Genomic DNA, 18,594 nt, shown 5'->3' with positions numbered 1-18,594 from the left:
TTGTCCACATAGAACATATTTGGGAGTTGGACTTGGCTAATATCAAATCAGCTAAGAAACGTGCCGTTCAGTCTGAAAAGGCTCGTAAGCACAACGCAAGCCGTCGCTCTATGATGCGTACTTTCATCAAGAAAGTATACGCAGCAATCGAAGCAGGCGACAAAGCTGCAGCGCAGAACGCATTTAACGAAATGCAACCAATCGTGGATCGTCAGGCTGCTAAAGGTCTGATCCACAAAAACAAAGCAGCGCGTCATAAAGCAAACCTGACCGCGCAGATCAACAAACTGGCTTAATCGCTACTTGTTGTTGCTTGTTTGAAAGAACCCGCTTAACGCGGGTTTTTTTATGTCTTCAGATTGCCGGCGGCGTAAACAGCGCCGAGTAGTCGCGGTTGCAGATTCGCTGCACCGCCGGGTGCTGAATCATCCTTTCGGCGAATATGGCGTGATACTCTTCCATCACGTTATCCACCCTGCCAATCTCGGTAATCTTGTCGTCTGAATAGAGATCGTGCGCGTACAGCGTCGGGGCAACGAAGATAGCGTTGTGCGCCTCGCCAAAAGCCTTCATCAAAGCCGCATCGTCGAACTCACCGAGGATCTCCACGTTCAGCCCCTGCGAGTTAAACCAGTTCAGCAGCTTACGTCCGAGCATAGACCGCCTACCCGGCACCAGCAGGCGGCGCTCTTCCAGGCAGGCAGGAAACGGTTTTTCCGGCGGCGGATTAATGCACCAGAAACTGACGCCGCATTCGCCAATTTTCACCGAGAACAAGCCTTCCTGCTGCGTGGAGTCGATTGGGCAATCCGAAATGATCATATCCAGCTTATGCTGGCTCAGCTGTTCCAGCAGCATCTCGTGAGTGGACTCAAAGCAGCGTAAATGAATCTGTTCATCTTCCACCACCGCCGCATCCAGCACACCGCTTACCAGCCGTTTGGACAACGCATCCGCCACGCCCACGTCAAAGAGCAGGTTCGACTCTTTGCGATAGTTAACGATATCCAGCATCTCCTGGCTCAGGGTGAACATCTTGTCCGCATAGCGGAACACCAGTTCGCCCAGCTCGCTCGGCTCAATGCCACGTCCTTTCCGCTTAAAAAGCTTGCCCTGTAAGCGCTCTTCCAGGGCTTTGATTTGCCCGGTAATAGTTTGTGGTGTCAGGTAGAGCGCCTCTGCCGCTCCCACGACCGAGCCCTGCTTGTAGACATGCCAGAAGTAATAGAGATGGTTATAGTTCAAATGAGACATCACGTTTTCACTCCCTGATAGTTTATCGGGAGAAGGCTTCCCTTCTCCCGGTTTCCTGTTATGCCTGGACAGCCTGTCCGGACAACTTCACCTTCAACAAGGTATAACCAATAACCGCGGCCAGTAACGACCCGATAAGAATGCCGAGTTTCGCCCAGACGATAAGCTCAGGCGCGCTGGCACCAAACGCCAGCGTCGAGATAAAGATCGACATGGTGAATCCAATACCGCACAGCACGCCGATGGCCATAATCTGACTAAAGGTGGTTCCGTTTGGCAATGACGCCAGCTTCAGCTTCAGCGCCAGCCAGCAGAACAGGCTGATACCCAGCGGCTTACCGATAAACAAACCGGCGATGATACCCAGCGGCAGCACAGAGGTGAGTCCGTCCAGGGTAACACCGGCCAGGGAAACACCCGCGTTGGCAAATGCAAACAGCGGCAGGATCATAAAGCCCACCCACGGATGAAGCACATGCTCCAGCTGTCTGGCAGGCGATTTGCCGTCCTGCTCCTTCAGCGGAATAAAGAAGCCAACGATGACGCCCGCCAGCGTGGCATGCACGCCAGACTTCAGCACCGCCGTCCACAGCACCATCCCCACCAGAATATAAATACCCGTGCGTCGGACGTTGAAGACGTTCAGCAACGCCAGCACCGCAATAGCCACGGCCGCCACGCTCAGCGACAAAACCGACAGATCGCTGGTGTAGAACAGCGCGATAATCACGATAGCGCCCAGGTCATCGATAATCGCCAGCGCCATCAGGAAAATTTTCAGTGCTACCGGGACGCGGCTACCGAGCAAGGCTAAGACCCCGAGCGCAAACGCGATATCCGTTGCGGCCGGGATCGCCCAGCCGTCACGCGCAATCGGATCCTGCCACGCAAACGCGAGAAAGAGCAACGCGGGAACGATCATCCCGCCAATCGCCGCGATCACCGGAAACGCCGCGCGCTGACGGCTGGCAAGAGAACCGATCACCAGCTCACGTTTGACCTCCAGGCCTACCAGCAGGAAGAACACCGCCATCAGCGCATCGTTGATCCACAGCAGCATATTCTTGTTAATTTCCAGCGCCCCGACCTTCAGCTCGACGGGGGTTTCCAGAAATGCGTGATAGAGATCGCGCGTCATACCCATATTGGCGAGCAGCATGGCGGCTGCAGCAGCAATAATCAGGATGACGCCGCCGGATGCCTCACTGCTAAAGAAACGGTGTAGTAATTTCACGTTTAAACTCTCTTTTACAACAATACCTCGGTAAAACCATAATATCAGCGCAAACAGATCGGTAAAAACAGATTAATATTGGTTATAGATTCAGTTTAACCGAGGAATAACGCTATAAAGCAAAAAGCCCGGAATCGCTTCCGGGCTTTAAAGGATAGCAACCAGCTGGCAGGTTAGCGGGTTAAATCGTCGAAGAATTTTTTGACGCCATCGAAGAAGCTTTTGGAGCGCGGGCTGTTTTTCTCACCCGTCGGGCCACCAAAACTCTCCTGAAGCTCTTTCAGCAGCTGTTTCTGCTTGTCGTTCAGGCCGACCGGCGTTTCAACGACCACGCGGCATAACAGGTCACCCTGCGCGCCACCGCGAACGGATTTAACGCCTTTGCCGCGCATGCGGAACAGCTTCCCGGTCTGGGTTTCGCCAGGGATTTTCAGGTTAACGCGACCGTCCAGCGTCGGCACTTCGATTTCGCCGCCCAGCGCCGCCATCGCAAAGTTGATCGGCACTTCACAATACAGGTTGTTACCTTCACGCTCGAAGATGGCGTGCTGTTTAACCTGAACCTGAACGTACAGATCCCCTGCCGGTGCGCCGTGCTCGCCAGCTTCACCCTCACCTGCCAGACGGATGCGGTCGCCCGTATCCACGCCTGCCGGGATCTTAACGGACAGCGTTTTGGTTTTCTCCACACGACCGTGACCGTGGCATTTGGTGCACGGATCTTTAATCAGCGTACCGCGACCATGACAATGCGGACAGGCCTGCTGCACCGCGAAGAAGCCCTGGCGCATCTGCACCTGACCGGAACCGTGACAGGTTGGACAGGTCTGTGGCTGAGTCCCCGCTTTCGCGCCGCTGCCGTGGCAAACGTCACACTCTTCCAGCGTCGGGATACGGATCTCTTTGGTTACGCCACGAACCGCTTCTTCCAGCGTCAGGTCCATGTTATAGCGCAGATCTGCGCCGCGCGCCGCGCGCTGACGACCACGACCGCCGCCGAAGATATCGCCAAATACATCGCCAAAGATGTCGCTGAAATCAGCGCCGCCGCCGAAGCCGCCGCCACCAAATCCACCGCCGCCCATGCCGCCCTGTTCAAAGGCCGCGTGACCATACTGGTCATAAGCCGCACGTTTTTGTGCATCGGTCAGGACTTCGTAGGCTTCTTTAATCTCTTTAAATTTGGCTTCAGCCTCTTTGTCACCCTGGTTACGGTCAGGGTGGAATTTCATGGCCAGGCGCTTATATGCCTTTTTGATTTCACGCTCTTCCGCAGTTTTCGGAACGCCTAAAATCTCGTAATAGTCTTGCTTTGCCATTGGTTTTTTTAAGCCCCTTAACATGCGAGCACGGGCGTGGAGAATACTCCTACGCCCGTGCCGATTAATTACCCTGCATCAGGGCGATTATTTTTTATCTTTCACTTCTTCGAACTCAGCGTCGACAACATCGTCGTCTTTCGCGTTGTTCTGGGAAGCATCAGCGCCCGCCTGCTGCTGTGCGTGCTGCTGCTGAGCGATTTCCATCAGCTTCTGAGAAACCTGTGCCAGCTCCTGCATCTTCGCTTCAATGTCCGCTTTGTCTTCGCCTTTCAGAGACGTTTCCAGCGCGCTCAGTGCAGTTTCGATCGCAGTTTTGTCTTCCGCTGGCAGTTTATCGCCCGCTTCTTCAACCTGCTTACGGGTGCTGTGCAGCAGATGGTCACCCTGGTTACGGGTCTGAACCAGCTCTTCGAACTTACGGTCGGATTCCGCGTTAGCTTCGGCATCACGAACCATTTTTTCGATTTCCGCTTCGTTCAGGCCAGAAGATGCCTTGATGGTGATCTTCTGCTCTTTACCGCTGTTTTTGTCTTTCGCAGACACGTGCAGGATACCGTCAGCATCGATGTCGAAGGTGACTTCGATCTGTGGCATGCCGCGTGGTGCCGGGTTAATACCGTCCAGGTTGAACTGACCCAGAGATTTGTTATCCGCCGCACGCTTACGCTCACCCTGAATCACATGAATGGTTACCGCAGACTGGTTATCTTCAGCGGTAGAGAACACCTGGCTGTGTTTCGTCGGGATAGTAGTGTTTTTGTTGATGAGCGGAGTCATCACGCCACCCATGGTTTCGATACCCAGTGACAGCGGAGTAACGTCCAGCAGCAGTACGTCTTTCACTTCACCCGTCAGAACACCACCCTGAACCGCAGCACCGATAGCAACCGCTTCGTCCGGGTTCACGTCTTTACGTGGCTCTTTACCAAAGAATTCAGCAACTTTCTTCTGAACCATTGGCATACGAGTCTGACCACCTACCAGGATAACGTCCTGAATATCAGACACGGACAGGCCAGCGTCCTGCAATGCAACTTTCAGTGGCTCGATAGAACGGTTCACCAGGTCTTCTACCAGGCTTTCCAGTTTCGCACGGGTCACTTTGATGTTCATGTGTTTTGGACCGGTCGCGTCTGCGGTGATGTACGGCAGGTTCACGTCGGTCTGCTGAGCGGAAGACAGTTCGATCTTCGCTTTCTCAGCGGCTTCTTTCAGGCGCTGCATGGCCAGCGGGTCGTTACGCAGGTCAATGCCCTGATCTTTCTTAAACTCGTCAACGAGGTAGTTGATCAGACGGGTATCGAAGTCTTCACCACCCAGGTGGGTATCACCATTGGTTGCCAGAACTTCGAAGGTTTTTTCGCCGTCAACGTCGTCGATTTCGATAATAGAGATATCGAAGGTACCACCACCCAGGTCGTAAACCGCGATAGTACGGTTGCCAACTTCTTTATCCAGACCGTAAGCCAGCGCAGCTGCGGTTGGTTCGTTGATGATACGTTTTACTTCCAGACCTGCGATACGGCCAGCATCTTTGGTTGCCTGACGCTGAGCATCGTTGAAGTAAGCAGGTACGGTGATAACAGCTTCAGTTACCGGTTCACCCAGGTAATCTTCCGCGGTTTTCTTCATTTTCTTCAGCACTTCAGCAGAGATCTGCGGAGGTGCAGTTTTGGTGCCTTTCACATCAAGCCATGCATCGCCGTTATCGGCTGCGATGATTTTGTAAGGCATGATGGAAACGTCACGCTGAACTTCTTCGTCCTGGAAGCGGCGGCCAATCAGGCGTTTGATTGCAAACAGGGTGTTTTGCGGGTTTGTCACTGCCTGACGTTTAGCCGGCTGACCAACCAGAGTTTCACCATCCTGGGTATAAGCAATGATAGAAGGCGTGGTGCGATCGCCCTCGGCGTTCTCCAGCACACGTGCAGTAGTGCCATCCATAATCGCTACACAAGAGTTGGTCGTACCCAGGTCGATACCAATAATTTTACCCATCTAAACGTCTCCACTAAAAATTCAGTCAACATGTGGTTGTGTACCTGTAATAAGGGCAGAACGTGCTTTTTCAACTGCCCAGATTTGATTTTTTTCAGGTCCACACACTGCGGTTGCTTACAAGATGGGGTCACAACGGCATCCATCAAGGGGGAAGGATAAAAAATTTTTTAATTTCACCCCGATGAGATCATAGACGGCGCCGATGCCGCCCATTATGATGCCGCGCCCCGTCAGGGAGAACTGGCGCGGGTTTAACCATTTCACCATATTAATGATGATTTTTTTGAGGACTTATGGGCAACACTAAGTTGGCTAATCCGGCTCCGCTGGGCCTGATGGGTTTTGGCATGACCACCATTCTGCTGAACCTGCACAACATCGGGATGTTCCCGATGGACGGCGTAATCCTGGCGATGGGCATTTTTTACGGCGGTATCGCGCAAATTTTCGCGGGCCTGCTGGAATATAAGAAAGGCAATACCTTCGGCTTAACCGCCTTTACCTCTTACGGTTCGTTCTGGCTGACGCTGGTCGCCATTCTGCTGATGCCTAAAATGGGCCTGGCAGATGCTTCAAACGCCCATTTCCTGGGCGTGTACCTGGGACTGTGGGGCGTGTTCACCCTGTTCATGTTCTTCGGCACCCTGAAGGCGAACCGCGCGCTGCAATTCGTCTTCCTGAGCCTGACCGTGCTGTTCGCTCTGCTTGCCGCGGGTCACCTGGCGGATAACGAAGGCATCGTTCACGTTGCCGGCTGGGTCGGTCTGGTGTGCGGCGCAAGCGCTATCTACCTGGCAATGGGTGAAGTGCTGAACGAGCAGTTCGGCCGCACCGTATTACCGATTGGTGAAAAACACTGATCCCTCTGTCGTGCCCGCGTCGCGGGCACGACATCCCTCTGACTGGCGAAGCCACATCCCCAATACCAGCCCCATCAGCGATAACGCCAGCACGTACCATGCAGGTGCAAGGGGTGACAGCCCCATCAACACCGTGACCACAATCGGGGTCAGCCCACCGAAAATGGCATACGAGACGTTATAAGAGAAAGAGATGCCGGTGAAGCGTACCTCCGGCGGGAAGGCGCGGACCATTACGTACGGTACGGCGCCAACGACGCCCACGCACAGCCCGACGATGCCGTACAGCAGGAACAACTGTTCAGGATGGCTGCCCGCAAGATGGTAGAATGCCCAGCTCGACGCGGCCAGCAGCAGGCTGCCGACAATAAAGGTCACGCTGGCACCGAAACGATCCGCCGCCAGTCCCGCGGCCAGACAGCCAAAGCAGAGCATAATTGTCGCGATACTGTTCGCCTGTAACGTCACAGCAGGCGCAAAACCGTACTGTTTTTGCAGCCAGACCGGCGACATCAAAATGACCACCACGATACCCGCAGACAGCAGCCAGGTCAGAAGCATCGACACGACTACCGCTTTTTTATGCCGCACTACTACGGTTTTTACCGGCAATTCTTGCGCCAGCGCCTTCCGCTGCTGCATTTCCAGAAATACTGGCGTCTCCTGCAACCAGCGTCGCAGGTACATTGCCACTAGCCCAAACGCCCCGCCCAGAAGGAACGGGATACGCCAGCCCCAGTCGTGAACGGCCTGTTGCGTCATGCTGGTATTGATGATGGTTGCAACCACGGAGCCAAGCAGGATCCCAATCGTCAGCCCTGCGGTCAGCGTTCCGCACGCAATGCCGATGCGGCGCACCGGGACGTGCTCAGCGACAAACACCCACGCGCCCGGCACTTCCCCGCCGATGGCCGCGCCCTGGAGAATACGCATCAGCAGCAGCAATAACGGGGCGATAATGCCCATCGACTCATAGGTAGGCAAAAGGCCAATCGCCAGCGTCGGCACGGCCATCAGCAGGATGCTGAGGGTAAACATCTTCTTGCGCCCAACCAGATCGCCAAAGTGCGCCATAACAATGCCGCCCAGCGGACGCGCCAGATACCCGGCAGCGAAAATGCCGAAGGTTTGCACCTGACGCAGCCATTCAGGAATATCCGCCGGGAAAAACAGCGCCCCCACGACGGCGGCGAAGAAGACAAAGATGATGAAGTCGTAAAACTCCAGCGCGCCGCCCAGAGCAGCGAGCGTGAGGGTTTTGTAGTCCTGTCGATTCAGAGGTCGGGTGTTATGTGACATAGCGAACCATTGTGCATGTGTTGTGGATTATTTTTTACAGCAATCGTAAAGAAAAAATTACTATATCGTAAATCCATTTACACGCTACTGCGGCTGGCGCTAATGTCACATTTAAAGCATTTTCAGGAGATTGTTTCGCGGCGAGCGCTTTTAGGGCGAAATGCTGCTACCACGTTGCCGTCAGTTTCCACGTACGGACCGTCAAGCAGTTGTATACAATACGGTACACTTGCAAAGATACCGTGGACGATAACGCTGCCGTCTTCGGCTTTTACTCCTTCCAGCGTTTCTTTTATCGACTTCGGCTGCCCCGGCAGGTTCAGGATCAGCGCCTGTTTGCGGATCACCCCGACCTGACGGGAAAGAATGGCCGTCGGGACAAAGTGTAGACTGATCTGGCGCATCTGTTCACCGAAGCCCGGCATTTCACGATCGGCGATAGCCAGCGTCGCGTCCGGCGTTACATCGCGGCGCGCGGGACCGGTTCCGCCCGTCGTCAGCACAAGGTGGCAGCTCATCTCATCCACCAGTTCACACAGGGTTTGCTCGATGATCGGCTGCTCGTCCGGGATCAGGCGAGTCTGGATCTCAAACGGGGTAGTGAGCGCGCTGCCCAGCCACTCTTCCAGACCAGGGATGCCTTTATCCTGATAAACACCGCTGGAGGCGCGGTCAGAAATCGACACTAAGCCGATGCGTAAGGTAGTCATATCCATTCCATTCAAAAAGTACTGATTAAAGGGAATGATACACGCAGAGAGAAAATTCAGACAGAGGCGGGGGAAAGAGGCGTGACCGGGAACCCGGTCACGCAGAATGATTACAGCAGGTCGCCGATCATTTTTTCCAGTTTTTCCTGGTCGATAGCAAACTTACGGATACCGTCCGCCAGTTTATCTACGGCCATTGGATCCTGGTTGTGCTGCCACAGGAACTCGGACTCGGTGATGCGCTCTGGGCGCGCTTTCACTTCACCGGTGTAGGACAGTTTACGCTCGATAGCACCTTCGCTTTCTGCCAGCTCTTTCAGCAGCGCAGGGGCGATGGTCAGGCGGTCACAGCCAGCCAGCTCAATGATTTCACCGACGTTACGGAAGCTTGCGCCCATAACAACGGTCTCATAGCCGTGCTGTTTGTAGTATTCGTAGATTTCCGTCACGGAAATCACGCCTGGATCTTCAGACGCCGCATACTCTTTCTTGTCGGTGTTGGCTTTGTACCAGTCCAGAATACGGCCCACAAACGGAGAAATCAGGTATACGCCAGCTTCGGCACATGCACGCGCCTGTGCGAAGGAGAACAGCAGAGTCAGGTTACAGTTGATCCCTTCTTTTTCCAGCTGTTCAGCGGCGCGAATGCCCTGCCAGGTAGAGGCCAGTTTGATCAGGATACGGTCGTTGCTGATGCCCGCATCGTTGTACAGTTTGATCAGGCGTTTTGCTTTGGCAATAGACGCTTCGGTGTCGTAGGACAGGCGAGCATCAACTTCAGTAGAGATACGGCCAGGAACGAGCTTCAGGATTTCCAGACCGATGTTTACTGCCAGTTTGTCAGTCGCATCCACAACCTGCTGCGCGCGGTCATTGCTCTGTGCTTTTGCCCAGGTCACCGCCTCGTCGATCAGTTTGCGATACTCAGGGATCTGCGCGGCGTTAAGGATCAGAGAAGGGTTGGTTGTAGCATCCTGCGGCTGGTACAGCTTCATTGCCGCAATATCTCCGGTGTCAGCGACGACAGTGGTGAACTGACGAAGGGAGGTCAATTTATCCGTCATGATAGTGTTTCTCTTTTAACGTTCCCTGGATAATTCACACTACCGACAGCCTGCCAGCAGCGGAAAAATGACAGGTTTACTTGTTAGGGGGATGTAACCGGTCTGCCCTGATGATAACACGAGTGAGAGGCAGCGCAACCGCAGACAGTGCGCTTAGGCAGAGTATGATAAACTCAGAATATTAACAGGCTGCTAAGTAACAGCATGCACAATCAGTGGTAGCGCTTACATATTCACGTTGGCATCAACAAGAGGGACGTTAGTGCCTGATTTCTTTTTCTTTATTAACGAAGTTCTCTGGGGTTCAATCATGATATACCTGCTTTCAGGGGCAGGTATCTGGTTTACGTGGCGCAGCGGACTGATTCAGTTTCGCTATATTCGCAAATTTGGCAGAAGTCTGAAAAACAGCGTCACACCACAGCCGGGCGGCCTGACCTCATTTCAGGCGCTCTGTACCAGCCTGGCCGCGCGCGTCGGCAGCGGTAACCTGGCCGGTGTCGCGCTGGCAATCGGCGCGGGCGGTCCGGGCGCGGTATTCTGGATGTGGGTGACGGCGATTATCGGTATGGCCACCTCCTTTGCTGAATGCTCGCTTGCGCAGCTCTACAAAGAAAAAGACGGCAACGGTCAATTTCGCGGCGGCCCCGCCTGGTATATGGCTCGCGGACTGGGAATGCGCTGGATGGGCGTCCTGTTCTCAATCTTTTTACTGATGGCCTATGGTCTTATTTTCAATACCGTTCAGGCTAATTCCGTCGCCCACGCGCTGCGCTTTGCCTTCAATTGTCCGGAGTGGCTGACGGGCAGCGCGCTTGCCCTTCTCACCCTGCTGACCATTGTGACCGGGCTGAGAGGGGTTGCCCGCCTGATGCAGTGGCTGGTTCCGCTGATGGCGCTGCTGTGGGTGTCAACCAGCCTGATGGTATGCGCGATACATATCGACGAGGTGCCGAACGTCATCGTCACCATTTTCCAAAGCGCGTTCGGCTGGCGCGAAGCGGCTTCCGGCGCGCTGGGTTACACCCTTAGCCAGGCTCTCACTGCGGGTTTTCAGCGAGGCATGTTCTCCAACGAGGCGGGAATGGGCTCCACGCCGAATGCCGCCGCAGCGGCCGCATCCTGGCCCCCGCATCCCGCCGCGCAGGGCATTGTACAGATGATTGGCGTCTTCACAGACACCATTGTTATCTGCTCCGCCAGTGCGATGATAATGTTGCTGTCCGGCGCCGTTGAACATCCATCCGGCAGTACAGCAGGCATTCACTGGGTACAACAGGCGCTGGTCTCCCTCGTCGGCGGTTGGGGCGCAGGCCTTGTCGCCCTTGTCGTGGGGCTTTTTGCCTTCAGTTCTATTGTGGTGAACTATATCTATGCCGAGAACAACCTTATTTTCCTGAAAGTTGACTCGCGTCTGGCCCGCAACATCCTTCGCGCGGGTGTGCTGGCCATGGTATTTGTCGGTTGCCTGCTCAGCATGCCGATGATCTGGCAACTGGCGGATGTCATTATGGCGCTGATGGCCATCACCAATTTGACGGCAATTTTGCTTCTTTCACCGGTTGTGGCGCTGATCGCGCGCGATTATCTGCGTCAGCGCAAGCTCGGCGTACAGCCCGTCTTTGACGCCTCACGCTATCCCGAAATCGAATCACAAATTGCTCCTGGCACCTGGGATGATTTGCCGCGGCAATAACAGCTATCGATCAATTCAGGGCGATTTTTTGTTAAAGTCGCTCTAAATTTCCTGCAAGGACTGGATATGCTGATTCTGATTTCACCTGCCAAAACGCTCGACTACCAGAGCCCGCTCGCCACTGAGCGTTATACCCAGCCGGAATTGCTGGACTACTCGCAACAGCTGATCCACGAGGCGCGTAAGCTTTCGGCTCCGCAAATCGCTTCGCTGATGAGCATCAGTGATAAACTCGCCGACCTGAACGCCACCCGTTTTCACGAGTGGCAGCCTGACTTCACGCCCGCTAACGCCCGCCAGGCGCTGTTGGCCTTCAAAGGTGACGTCTACACTGGCCTGCAAGCAGAAACGTTTAGCGAAGCCGATTTCGATTTTGCCCAGCAGCATCTGCGCATGTTATCCGGCCTGTACGGGGTGCTGCGCCCGCTGGATCTGATGCAGCCATATCGTCTGGAGATGGGTATCCGCCTGGAAAACGCCAAAGGCAAAGATTTGTACCAGTTCTGGGGCGATGTCATTACCGATAAGCTTAACGCGGTGCTACAAGCCCAGGGGGACAACGTGGCGATCAACCTGGCCTCCGATGAGTACTTCAAATCGGTGAAGCCGAAAAAGCTGGATGCGGACATTATCAAGCCGGTGTTCCTCGACGAGAAAAACGGCAAATTTAAAGTGATCAGCTTCTACGCCAAAAAAGCGCGCGGTCTGATGAGCCGCTTCATCATTCAAAACCGCCTGACGAAGCCAGAGCAGCTCACTGGCTTTAACAGTGAAGGGTATTTCTTCGACGAGGCATCGTCAGGAAAAAACGAGCTGGTGTTTAAGCGTCACGAGCAATAAAAGACAACCCCGCCAGCTGGCGGGGTTTGTGTTAATGGTGCTTCCGGTCCGGCCCCGGGCGATGATCGTCATGACGGTGATGATCGTGACGATCGCGATGTTCATCGTGCGGACGCCAGTGGTTATCGCGCCAGTCATAGTGCGCTTTCCACCAGTCATGGTCGCGCCAGCGGCCGCCATCCCAGTAGTGTCCGTTATTATCCCGATCGCCAATTTGCAGTTTTACCGCAGGGACGAGGGTGATCTCAGCTGCCTGCACCGCCATGGGAGCGACCAGCATCAGTGAAAGCGCGATAAGTGCAGGTTTCAGTGTAGACATAGGTGACTCCTTATTCTTCTTGCCCAACGTGGGCCGATGTAAGGAGAGTACGTGATGGGAACGGTGGATGTTATTCTCTGCAATCCTAAACCCTAAGTGACCGCATTTATTGGGAATTTCTGCTTTTTTCCTGCTGTTTTTCTCCTTATTTTCTCCATAAAAAAGCCGGATGGCGGCTTCGCCTTACCCGGCCTACTTTCTGAAATGTTCCAGGCCCGGTAAGGCGTAGCCGCCACCGGGCAATAAACTCACGCTCGGGTCATCATCAGCTTACGCAGTGCGGCAAAGTCTGCGGGCAGCTCATGGGACAGCAACGGCAGGTCGGCGCGCTCGGCCAGCTCTTTTGGCAGCGGCAGCGTTTCACCCAGGATCGCTTCCACGCTCTCTTTGAACTTGGCCGGATGGGCGGTACCGAGGAACAGGCCATACTCACCCGGTTGAAGCTGATCGCGCAGGGCACGATAGGCAATCGCCGCGTGCGGCTCAGAGGTATAGCCCACCGCTTTCAGCTCGCGCATGGTGGCTTTCGTGGTTTCGTCCGTCACCGCTGCGTAGCCCAGGTCGCCCAGACGCCAGACCTTACGGCGGAACAGCTCTTCCACACGCGGCCAGTTGTTAGGCTGTGACACATCCATCGCATTGGAGAGCGTGGCCTGCGTCGCGTTCGGCGCCCATTTTCCGTCCTTCAGGAAACGCGGCACGGTGTCGTTGGCGTTGGTAGCGGCGATAAAGCGCTTCACCGGCAGGCCGAGTGATTTCGCCAGCAGGCCCGCCGTCAGATCGCCGAAGTTCCCGCTTGGCACAGAAACTACCAGCTGATTGCGCGCGTCCTGCGGCAGCTGGGCCACCGCTTCGAAGTAGTAGCAGATCTGCGCCAGCAGACGGCTGATGTTGATGGAGTTGGCAGAGTTCAGCCCCAGCGCCGCCTTCAGCTCTTCGTCATCGAAGGCCTGCTTCACCAGCGCCTGGCAGGCATCGAAATCGCCGTCGATCGCCACGGTTTCAATGTTGCCCCCAAGAGTGCAGAACAGTTTTTCCTGAAGCGGGCTGATTTTGCCTTTCGGATAGAGGATCACCACGCGGACGTTTTTCAGGCCGTAGAACGCATGAGCCACCGCCGCACCGGTATCACCTGAGGTCGCGGTCAGGATGGTCACCGGTTTGTCGCCGCTGATGTGGGTCAGCATCTGCGCCATAAAGCGACCGCCGAAATCTTTGAACGCCAGCGTCGGGCCGTGGAACAGCTCCAGACAGCCAACGTCAGGCTCCACCTGCTTCACCGGGGCCGGGAAAGCAAACGCCGCGCGCACGCGCTCTTCGAGCAGCTCCTGCGGGATTTCGTCGCCAATAAACGCAGACAGAATTTTGGTGCTGCGGGTGACAAAGTCCTGCTTAAGCAGTTCATCGATTTCAGTCAGTTGAAATTCTGGCAGGTCGTGGGGGAAGAACAGCCCCTGATTTTTGCCCAAACCCTGCGTTACCGCCTGCGCAAAGCTGACCTGCTCGTTATGATCTTTAAGGTTGTAGAGTTTCATTCGTTATCCCAGTACTCGTGCGCCAGCCGTGTCCAGACGGCAAATATGAACAAAGCCTTCCTGATTTTGCAGGTAGTGTTTAGAGAGCCAGTCCGCCACGCGCTGCGCGGTGTCTGGCTTGTCGCATAAGGCGAACAGCGTTGGGCCGGAGCCGGAGATGCCGCACGCCTGTGCGCCGATATCCATGGATGCCTGTCGCGCTTCGTTAAAGCCCGGCAGCAGCTTCGTGCGATACGGCTCGGCAATAACGTCTTTCATCAGTTTCGCCGCCAGCTGCGGCTGTCGGGTATAGCAGGCATGAATAAAGCCCGCCAGATGACGCCCGTGGGCGATACAGTCCTGACGACGATACTGCGCCGGCAGGATCGCACGCGCTTCGGCGGTAGAAACCTTAATGCCCGGATAGGCAAGCACCCACAGCCACTCATCAAACCCTGGCACCTGCTGGCTGATGATGCCATTTTCTTCAATCATCAGCTGCATGCCGCCAAGGAAGCACGGCGCCACGTTATCATAATGAATGCTGCCGGAGATGCGCCCTTCCAGCTCGCCCATCAGCGCCAGCAGGCGGCTGTTGTTCAGCGGCTTGCCGCAGTGCTCATTCATCGCCACCAGCGCGGCGACCACCGAGCAGGCGCTGGAGCCGAGTCCCGAACCAATCGGCATGCTCTTTTCCAGCGTCATGGCGACCGGCACGTTTTTACCGATCTCCTGACAGAAGCGTTCCCAGCACTGATAAACGATATTCTCACGCGGTTCAGGCGGCAGCTTGCTGGCAAAACGGCCGACGTTATTCAGGGTGAAGCGCTCTGCCGCCTCAACCGTTACCGTATCGCCCAGCAGCGAACCATCCACCGGCGTGACCGCCGCGCCCAGCACGTCAAATCCGACGCTCATATTGGCGCTGGAAGCCGGGGCATATACTTTAACCATCTTAAACTCCTAACTTCCATGACAGGGTACGCAGCAGATCGGCAAACACGCCCGCCGCCGTCACATCATTCCCTGCGCCATAGCCGCGAAGTACCAGCGGCAGTGGCTGATAATAATGGCTGTAGAACGCCAGGGCGTTCTCGCCGTTTTTCACCTTGTACAGCGGATCGTTGCCATCCACTTCGGCAATCTTCACGCGGCAGACGCCGTCTTCTTCAATATTGCCAACATAGCGCAATACCTTACCTTCATCACGGGCTTTCGCAACGCGGGCGGCAAAGGCGTCGTCAAGCTGCGGTAACCTGGCCATAAAAGCGCTGACGTCGCCGCTGTCATCAAATTCTGCTGGCAGCACCGGCTCAATCACGATATCCGAAAGCTCCAGCTCGCGGCCGGTTTCGCGCACCAGGATCAGCAGCTTACGCGCCACATCCATACCGGAGAGGTCGTCGCGCGGATCCGGCTCGGTGTAGCCCAGCTCGCGCGCGGCGCGGGTGGCTTCCGACAGGCTCATCCCTTCGTCCAGCTTGCCGAAGATAAACGACAGGGAGCCGGAGAGGATGCCGGAGAAACGCTGTAGTTCGTCGCCCGCGTTCAGCAGGTTTTGCAGGTTCTCGATGACCGGCAGGCCCGCGCCCACGTTGGTGTCATACAGAAACTTGCGGCGCGACTTGCTCGCCGCCAGACGCAGCTGGTGATAGTAATCCATCGACGAGGTGTTGGCCTTTTTGTTCGGCGTCACCACATGGAAACCTTCGCGCAGGAAATCCGCGTACTGATCGGCCACCGCCTGGCTGGAGGTACAGTCGACGATCACCGGGTTAAGCAGGTGATACTCTTTCACCAGACGGATCAGACGACCCAGGTTGAACGGCTCTTTCGCCTCTTCCAGTTCCGCCTGCCAGTTTTCCAGGTTCAGACCGTGGACGTTAGTCAGCAACGCTTTCGAGTTCGCAATTCCGCAGACGCGCAAATCGATATGTTTCTTCTTAAGCCACTCCTGCTGGCGCTTTACCTGCTCCAGCAGCGCGCCGCCGACGCCGCCGACGCCCACCAGGAACAGCTCAATCACCTGGTCGGTGTTGAACAGCATCTGATGCACCACGCGCACGCCGGTAGTGGCGTCATCGTTATCCACGACAACGGAAATTGAACGCTCTGATGAGCCCTGGGCAATCGCCACGATATTGATATTGGCCCGCGCCAGGGCGGCAAAGAATTTGGCGGAGATTCCGCGCAGGGTGCGCATGCCGTCGCCTACCACGGAGATCACGGCCAGACGCTCCTGAATAGAGAGCGGCTCCAGCAGCTCTTCTTTCAGCTCCAGGTAGAACTCTTCTTCCAGCGCGCGACGGGCGCGCAGGCAATCGCCCTGCGGGACGCAGAAGCTGATGCTGTATTCGGAAGAAGACTGCGTGATCAGCACCACGGAGATCCCATTACGGGACATGGCCGCAAACACGCGTGCCGCCATGCCAACCATACCTTTCATACCCGGGCCAGAGACGCTGAACATCGCCATGTTATTAAGGTTCGAAATGCCTTTTACCGGCAGGTCATCTTCATCAGCGCTGGCGCCAATCAGCGTACCCGGCGCCTGCGGATTACCGGTATTTTTAATCAGGCAAGGGATCTGGAACTGGGCAATCGGGGAGATGGTACGTGGGTGAAGCACTTTGGCGCCGAAGTAGGAAAGCTCCATCGCTTCCTGGTACGACATCGACTTCAACAGCCTGGCGTCCGGCACCTGGCGCGGGTCACAGGTATATACACCATCAACGTCAGTCCAGATCTCACAACAGTCTGCACGTAAACAGGCCGCCAGCACGGCAGCGGAGTAGTCAGAGCCGTTACGCCCCAGCACCACCAGTTCGCCCTTCTCGTTACCGGCGGTGAAGCCTGCCATCAGGATCATGTGGTCAGACGGGATTTTGCTCGCCGCAATGCGGCGTGTCGACTCGGCAATGTCGACGGTGGATTCAAGGTAGTGTCCCACAGCCAGCAGTTTTTCAACCGGATCGATGACCGTCACGTGGTGACCGCGCGCTTCCAGCACGCCTGCCATGATGGCGATAGAGAGTTTTTCACCCCGGCAAATTAGCGCCGCGTTGATGCTGTCCGGGCATTGACCCAGCAGGCTGATACCGTGAAGGACATGTTTAATCTGGGCAAATTCGAGTTCAACGGTGGTTTTCAGCTGCGCCAGCGGGAAGCCAGGCTGGGCGTCTGCCAGCCCCTGAAGCAGTTCAGCGAAGATACGTTCGGCGTCGCTGATGTTCGGAAGTGCATCCTGGCCACCGATGGTTTTTTCAATCATCGCCACCAGGTGGTTCGTGATTTTTGCCGGGGCAGAGAGCACGGTAGCAACCTGCCCCTGCCTGGCGTTACTTTCCAGGATATCGGCAACACGCAGAAAACGCTCTGCATTTGCCACTGATGTACCGCCGAACTTCAACACTCGCATGGTTCTACCTCATTTCCTTTAGCCGAAAAAAAAGCCCGCACTGTTCAGGTGCGGGCTTTTTTCTGTTTTTCCTGTACGCGTCAGCCCGCATCGTTACCTGTGGTAATGATGATGGTTGTAGTAATGGTGGTGATGCTGATGCGTTTCATGGATGTTGTGTACTCTGTCATTATTATCTGTCTGTGCTCTATTCTTTTAGGGTTAAAGGATCGGACACCTTAAGTCAATGAATTTTTAATTTGATCACAATTCGGGACATTCTCACGTCCCGCTGCGTGCAGATTTATTTTCATCGGAATACCCCAGATGCAACCCCAGACATCAGCAGGATCGGCCATAATAAAAACCTATGACACTATTTTACTCGGCTAATTTTTTTTCAATATCATGAAGCAATCGGTGCAGCATTGCCGTGTCGCGCTGTTCAAGACGCCCCAGGCGCTGCTGTAACCAGTCCACCATTTTTTGATCGTCAGCGACGCCCAGTTGTTCGAGAAGCTTATCTGCACGAATACGCAGCGCCGCCAGCTGGTTTTCATCCGTTACTGACGCTGGCGGCTGAGGAATTTGTATTAAGGATGCTAATTGATAGCAGTACACCATCACCGCCTGCCCCAGATTCAGTGACGGATAATCCGCCACCATCGGCGCGCCCGTCAGCACGTCAGCCAGTTCCAGTTCTTCGTTAGTCAGCCCGGAATCTTCTCGCCCAAACACCAGCGCGGCTTTCTCCAGCCACTGGCTTTTTTCTTCCAGCATTGGCACCAGTTCAGCAGGCGTGGCGTAATAATGAAACTTCGCCCGGCTGCGCGCGGTCGTCGCGACGGTAAACGAAATATCGTGCAGCGCCTCAGCGAGCGTAGCGTAAGTGGTTATATTATCGAGAATATCACCCGAACCGTGCGCCACCCATCGCGCAGCAGGCTCCAGATGCGCCGTGCTGTCTACGATACGCAAATCGGTAAAACCCATGGTCTTCATGGCACGCGCCGCAGCGCCAATATTTTCAGCTCTTGCTGGTGCCACCAGCACAATCGACAGATGCATTTATGCTCTCTTTTTA

The 18,594-nt window shown here is 55.4% G+C and carries 17 protein-coding genes and 1 other annotated feature; of the genes, 4 read left to right on the top strand and 13 right to left on the bottom strand.

All coding sequences use genetic code 11. From position 1 onward, the window contains the following. Positions 1-32 precede the first annotated feature (32 nt). Positions 33-296: a 30S ribosomal protein S20 gene (rpsT, locus tag ACQG1K_RS03305; protein ID WP_003856458.1), complete on the top strand. Its 264-nt coding sequence runs from the start codon at positions 33-35 to the stop codon at positions 294-296. Between the two features lie 58 nt (positions 297-354). On the opposite strand, the gene nhaR is transcribed toward rpsT, so the two are convergent. The 4 genes from nhaR to dnaK all read right to left on the bottom strand — a co-directional run bounded on the left by nhaR (position 355) and on the right by dnaK (position 5,808). Continuing rightward, a complete protein-coding gene (gene nhaR / locus ACQG1K_RS03300) occupies positions 355-1,254 on the bottom strand; it encodes a transcriptional activator NhaR (RefSeq protein WP_003856462.1) in 900 nt (299 codons plus the stop codon). Positions 1,255-1,312: 58 nt separating this feature from the next. Next, a complete protein-coding gene (gene nhaA / locus ACQG1K_RS03295; protein WP_045621246.1) occupies positions 1,313-2,488 on the bottom strand; it encodes a Na+/H+ antiporter NhaA in 1,176 nt (391 codons plus the stop codon). 173 nt (positions 2,489-2,661) lie between these two features. Beyond that, the gene (dnaJ, locus tag ACQG1K_RS03290) at positions 2,662-3,807 is read right to left on the bottom strand and encodes a molecular chaperone DnaJ (RefSeq protein WP_008502040.1); all 1,146 of its coding nucleotides are present in this window, start codon (positions 3,805-3,807) and stop codon (positions 2,662-2,664) included. Positions 3,808-3,894: 87 nt separating this feature from the next. Then, positions 3,895-5,808, bottom strand: coding sequence for a molecular chaperone DnaK (gene dnaK, locus ACQG1K_RS03285; protein ID WP_006810169.1), 1,914 nt, complete (start codon positions 5,806-5,808; stop codon positions 3,895-3,897). Between the two features lie 296 nt (positions 5,809-6,104). Between dnaK and satP the strand changes: the two genes are divergently transcribed. Next, complete coding sequence (gene satP, locus ACQG1K_RS03280) at positions 6,105-6,671, top strand: acetate uptake transporter (RefSeq protein WP_022647004.1); 567 nt, start codon at positions 6,105-6,107, stop codon at positions 6,669-6,671. On the opposite strand, the gene ACQG1K_RS03275 is transcribed toward satP, so the two are convergent. From ACQG1K_RS03275 to tal, 3 genes are all read right to left on the bottom strand, one after another. Then, positions 6,648-7,970 carry an MFS transporter gene (locus ACQG1K_RS03275; RefSeq protein WP_023305417.1) on the bottom strand — a complete coding sequence of 441 codons (1,323 nt, stop codon included), beginning with the start codon at positions 7,968-7,970 and terminating at the stop codon, positions 6,648-6,650. The two genes, satP and ACQG1K_RS03275, sit on opposite strands and share 24 nt — an antisense overlap. Positions 7,971-8,092: 122 nt before the next feature. Beyond that, positions 8,093-8,680, bottom strand: coding sequence for a molybdopterin adenylyltransferase (gene mog / locus ACQG1K_RS03270; RefSeq protein WP_367074859.1), 588 nt, complete (start codon positions 8,678-8,680; stop codon positions 8,093-8,095). 110 nt (positions 8,681-8,790) lie between these two features. Continuing rightward, positions 8,791-9,744, bottom strand: a complete 954-nt coding sequence (gene tal, locus ACQG1K_RS03265) for a transaldolase (RefSeq protein ID WP_003856481.1) — start codon at positions 9,742-9,744, stop codon at positions 8,791-8,793. Positions 9,745-10,006: 262 nt separating this feature from the next. Between tal and ACQG1K_RS03260 the strand changes: the two genes are divergently transcribed. Together ACQG1K_RS03260 and yaaA are read left to right on the top strand one after the other, a co-directional pair. Continuing rightward, the gene (locus tag ACQG1K_RS03260; RefSeq protein ID WP_038415297.1) at positions 10,007-11,440 is read left to right on the top strand and encodes an alanine/glycine:cation symporter family protein; all 1,434 of its coding nucleotides are present in this window, start codon (positions 10,007-10,009) and stop codon (positions 11,438-11,440) included. 66 nt (positions 11,441-11,506) lie between these two features. Continuing rightward, the gene (yaaA, locus tag ACQG1K_RS03255) at positions 11,507-12,280 is read left to right on the top strand and encodes a peroxide stress protein YaaA (RefSeq protein ID WP_367074862.1); all 774 of its coding nucleotides are present in this window, start codon (positions 11,507-11,509) and stop codon (positions 12,278-12,280) included. A gap of 31 nt (positions 12,281-12,311) precedes the next feature. Here yaaA and ACQG1K_RS03250 read toward each other — a convergent pair whose 3' ends face one another. The 6 genes from ACQG1K_RS03250 to ACQG1K_RS03225 all read right to left on the bottom strand — a co-directional run bounded on the left by ACQG1K_RS03250 (position 12,312) and on the right by ACQG1K_RS03225 (position 18,578). Then, a complete protein-coding gene (locus tag ACQG1K_RS03250; protein ID WP_022646999.1) occupies positions 12,312-12,599 on the bottom strand; it encodes a DUF2502 domain-containing protein in 288 nt (95 codons plus the stop codon). A 248-nt stretch (positions 12,600-12,847) separates the two neighbouring features. Next, positions 12,848-14,134: a threonine synthase gene (gene thrC / locus ACQG1K_RS03245; protein WP_003856490.1), complete on the bottom strand. Its 1,287-nt coding sequence runs from the start codon at positions 14,132-14,134 to the stop codon at positions 12,848-12,850. A 3-nt stretch (positions 14,135-14,137) separates the two neighbouring features. Further along, entirely contained in the window at positions 14,138-15,067 is a 930-nt protein-coding gene (thrB, locus tag ACQG1K_RS03240) for a homoserine kinase (RefSeq protein ID WP_163346569.1), read from the bottom strand. Between the two features lies 1 nt (position 15,068). Beyond that, on the bottom strand, positions 15,069-17,531 hold the full coding sequence (thrA, locus tag ACQG1K_RS03235) for a bifunctional aspartate kinase/homoserine dehydrogenase I (protein ID WP_022646997.1): 2,463 nt from the start codon (positions 17,529-17,531) through the stop codon (positions 15,069-15,071). Between the two features lie 24 nt (positions 17,532-17,555). Beyond that, positions 17,556-17,673: a sequence feature (Thr leader region), on the bottom strand. After that, positions 17,612-17,680, bottom strand: a complete 69-nt coding sequence (gene thrL / locus ACQG1K_RS03230) for a thr operon leader peptide (RefSeq protein WP_015572623.1) — start codon at positions 17,678-17,680, stop codon at positions 17,612-17,614. (Overlaps the previous feature by 62 nt.) Before the next feature lie 211 nt (positions 17,681-17,891). Further along, entirely contained in the window at positions 17,892-18,578 is a 687-nt protein-coding gene (locus ACQG1K_RS03225; protein ID WP_063150297.1) for a tRNA/rRNA methyltransferase, read from the bottom strand. Between the last annotated feature and the right edge of the window lie 16 nt (positions 18,579-18,594).

It is taken from the genome of Enterobacter cloacae complex sp. 402C9 (assembly GCF_050030745.1).
Classification (GTDB): Bacteria; Pseudomonadota; Gammaproteobacteria; order Enterobacterales; family Enterobacteriaceae; genus Enterobacter; species Enterobacter intestinihominis.
Note: the sequence above shows the minus strand (reverse complement) of the source record. Positions and strands in the feature narration are given on the sequence as shown.

Excerpts from the sequence above, each read along its gene's own strand:
- ACQG1K_RS03225 (WP_063150297.1), bottom strand. The coding sequence starts at position 18,578 with ATGCATCTGTCGATTGTGCTGGTGGCACCAGCAAGAGCTGAAAATATT.
- dnaJ (WP_008502040.1), bottom strand. The coding sequence starts at position 3,807 with ATGGCAAAGCAAGACTATTACGAGATTTTAGGCGTTCCGAAAACTGCG.
- tal (WP_003856481.1), bottom strand. The coding sequence starts at position 9,744 with ATGACGGATAAATTGACCTCCCTTCGTCAGTTCACCACTGTCGTCGCT.
- yaaA (WP_367074862.1), top strand. The coding sequence starts at position 11,507 with ATGCTGATTCTGATTTCACCTGCCAAAACGCTCGACTACCAGAGCCCG.
- satP (WP_022647004.1), top strand. The coding sequence starts at position 6,105 with ATGGGCAACACTAAGTTGGCTAATCCGGCTCCGCTGGGCCTGATGGGT.
- ACQG1K_RS03250 (WP_022646999.1), bottom strand. The coding sequence starts at position 12,599 with ATGTCTACACTGAAACCTGCACTTATCGCGCTTTCACTGATGCTGGTC.
- thrC (WP_003856490.1), bottom strand. The coding sequence starts at position 14,134 with ATGAAACTCTACAACCTTAAAGATCATAACGAGCAGGTCAGCTTTGCG.
- mog (WP_367074859.1), bottom strand. The coding sequence starts at position 8,680 with ATGACTACCTTACGCATCGGCTTAGTGTCGATTTCTGACCGCGCCTCC.
- ACQG1K_RS03275 (WP_023305417.1), bottom strand. The coding sequence starts at position 7,970 with ATGTCACATAACACCCGACCTCTGAATCGACAGGACTACAAAACCCTC.
- thrA (WP_022646997.1), bottom strand. The coding sequence starts at position 17,531 with ATGCGAGTGTTGAAGTTCGGCGGTACATCAGTGGCAAATGCAGAGCGT.
- dnaK (WP_006810169.1), bottom strand. The coding sequence starts at position 5,808 with ATGGGTAAAATTATTGGTATCGACCTGGGTACGACCAACTCTTGTGTA.
- thrB (WP_163346569.1), bottom strand. The coding sequence starts at position 15,067 with ATGGTTAAAGTATATGCCCCGGCTTCCAGCGCCAATATGAGCGTCGGA.
- nhaR (WP_003856462.1), bottom strand. The coding sequence starts at position 1,254 with ATGTCTCATTTGAACTATAACCATCTCTATTACTTCTGGCATGTCTAC.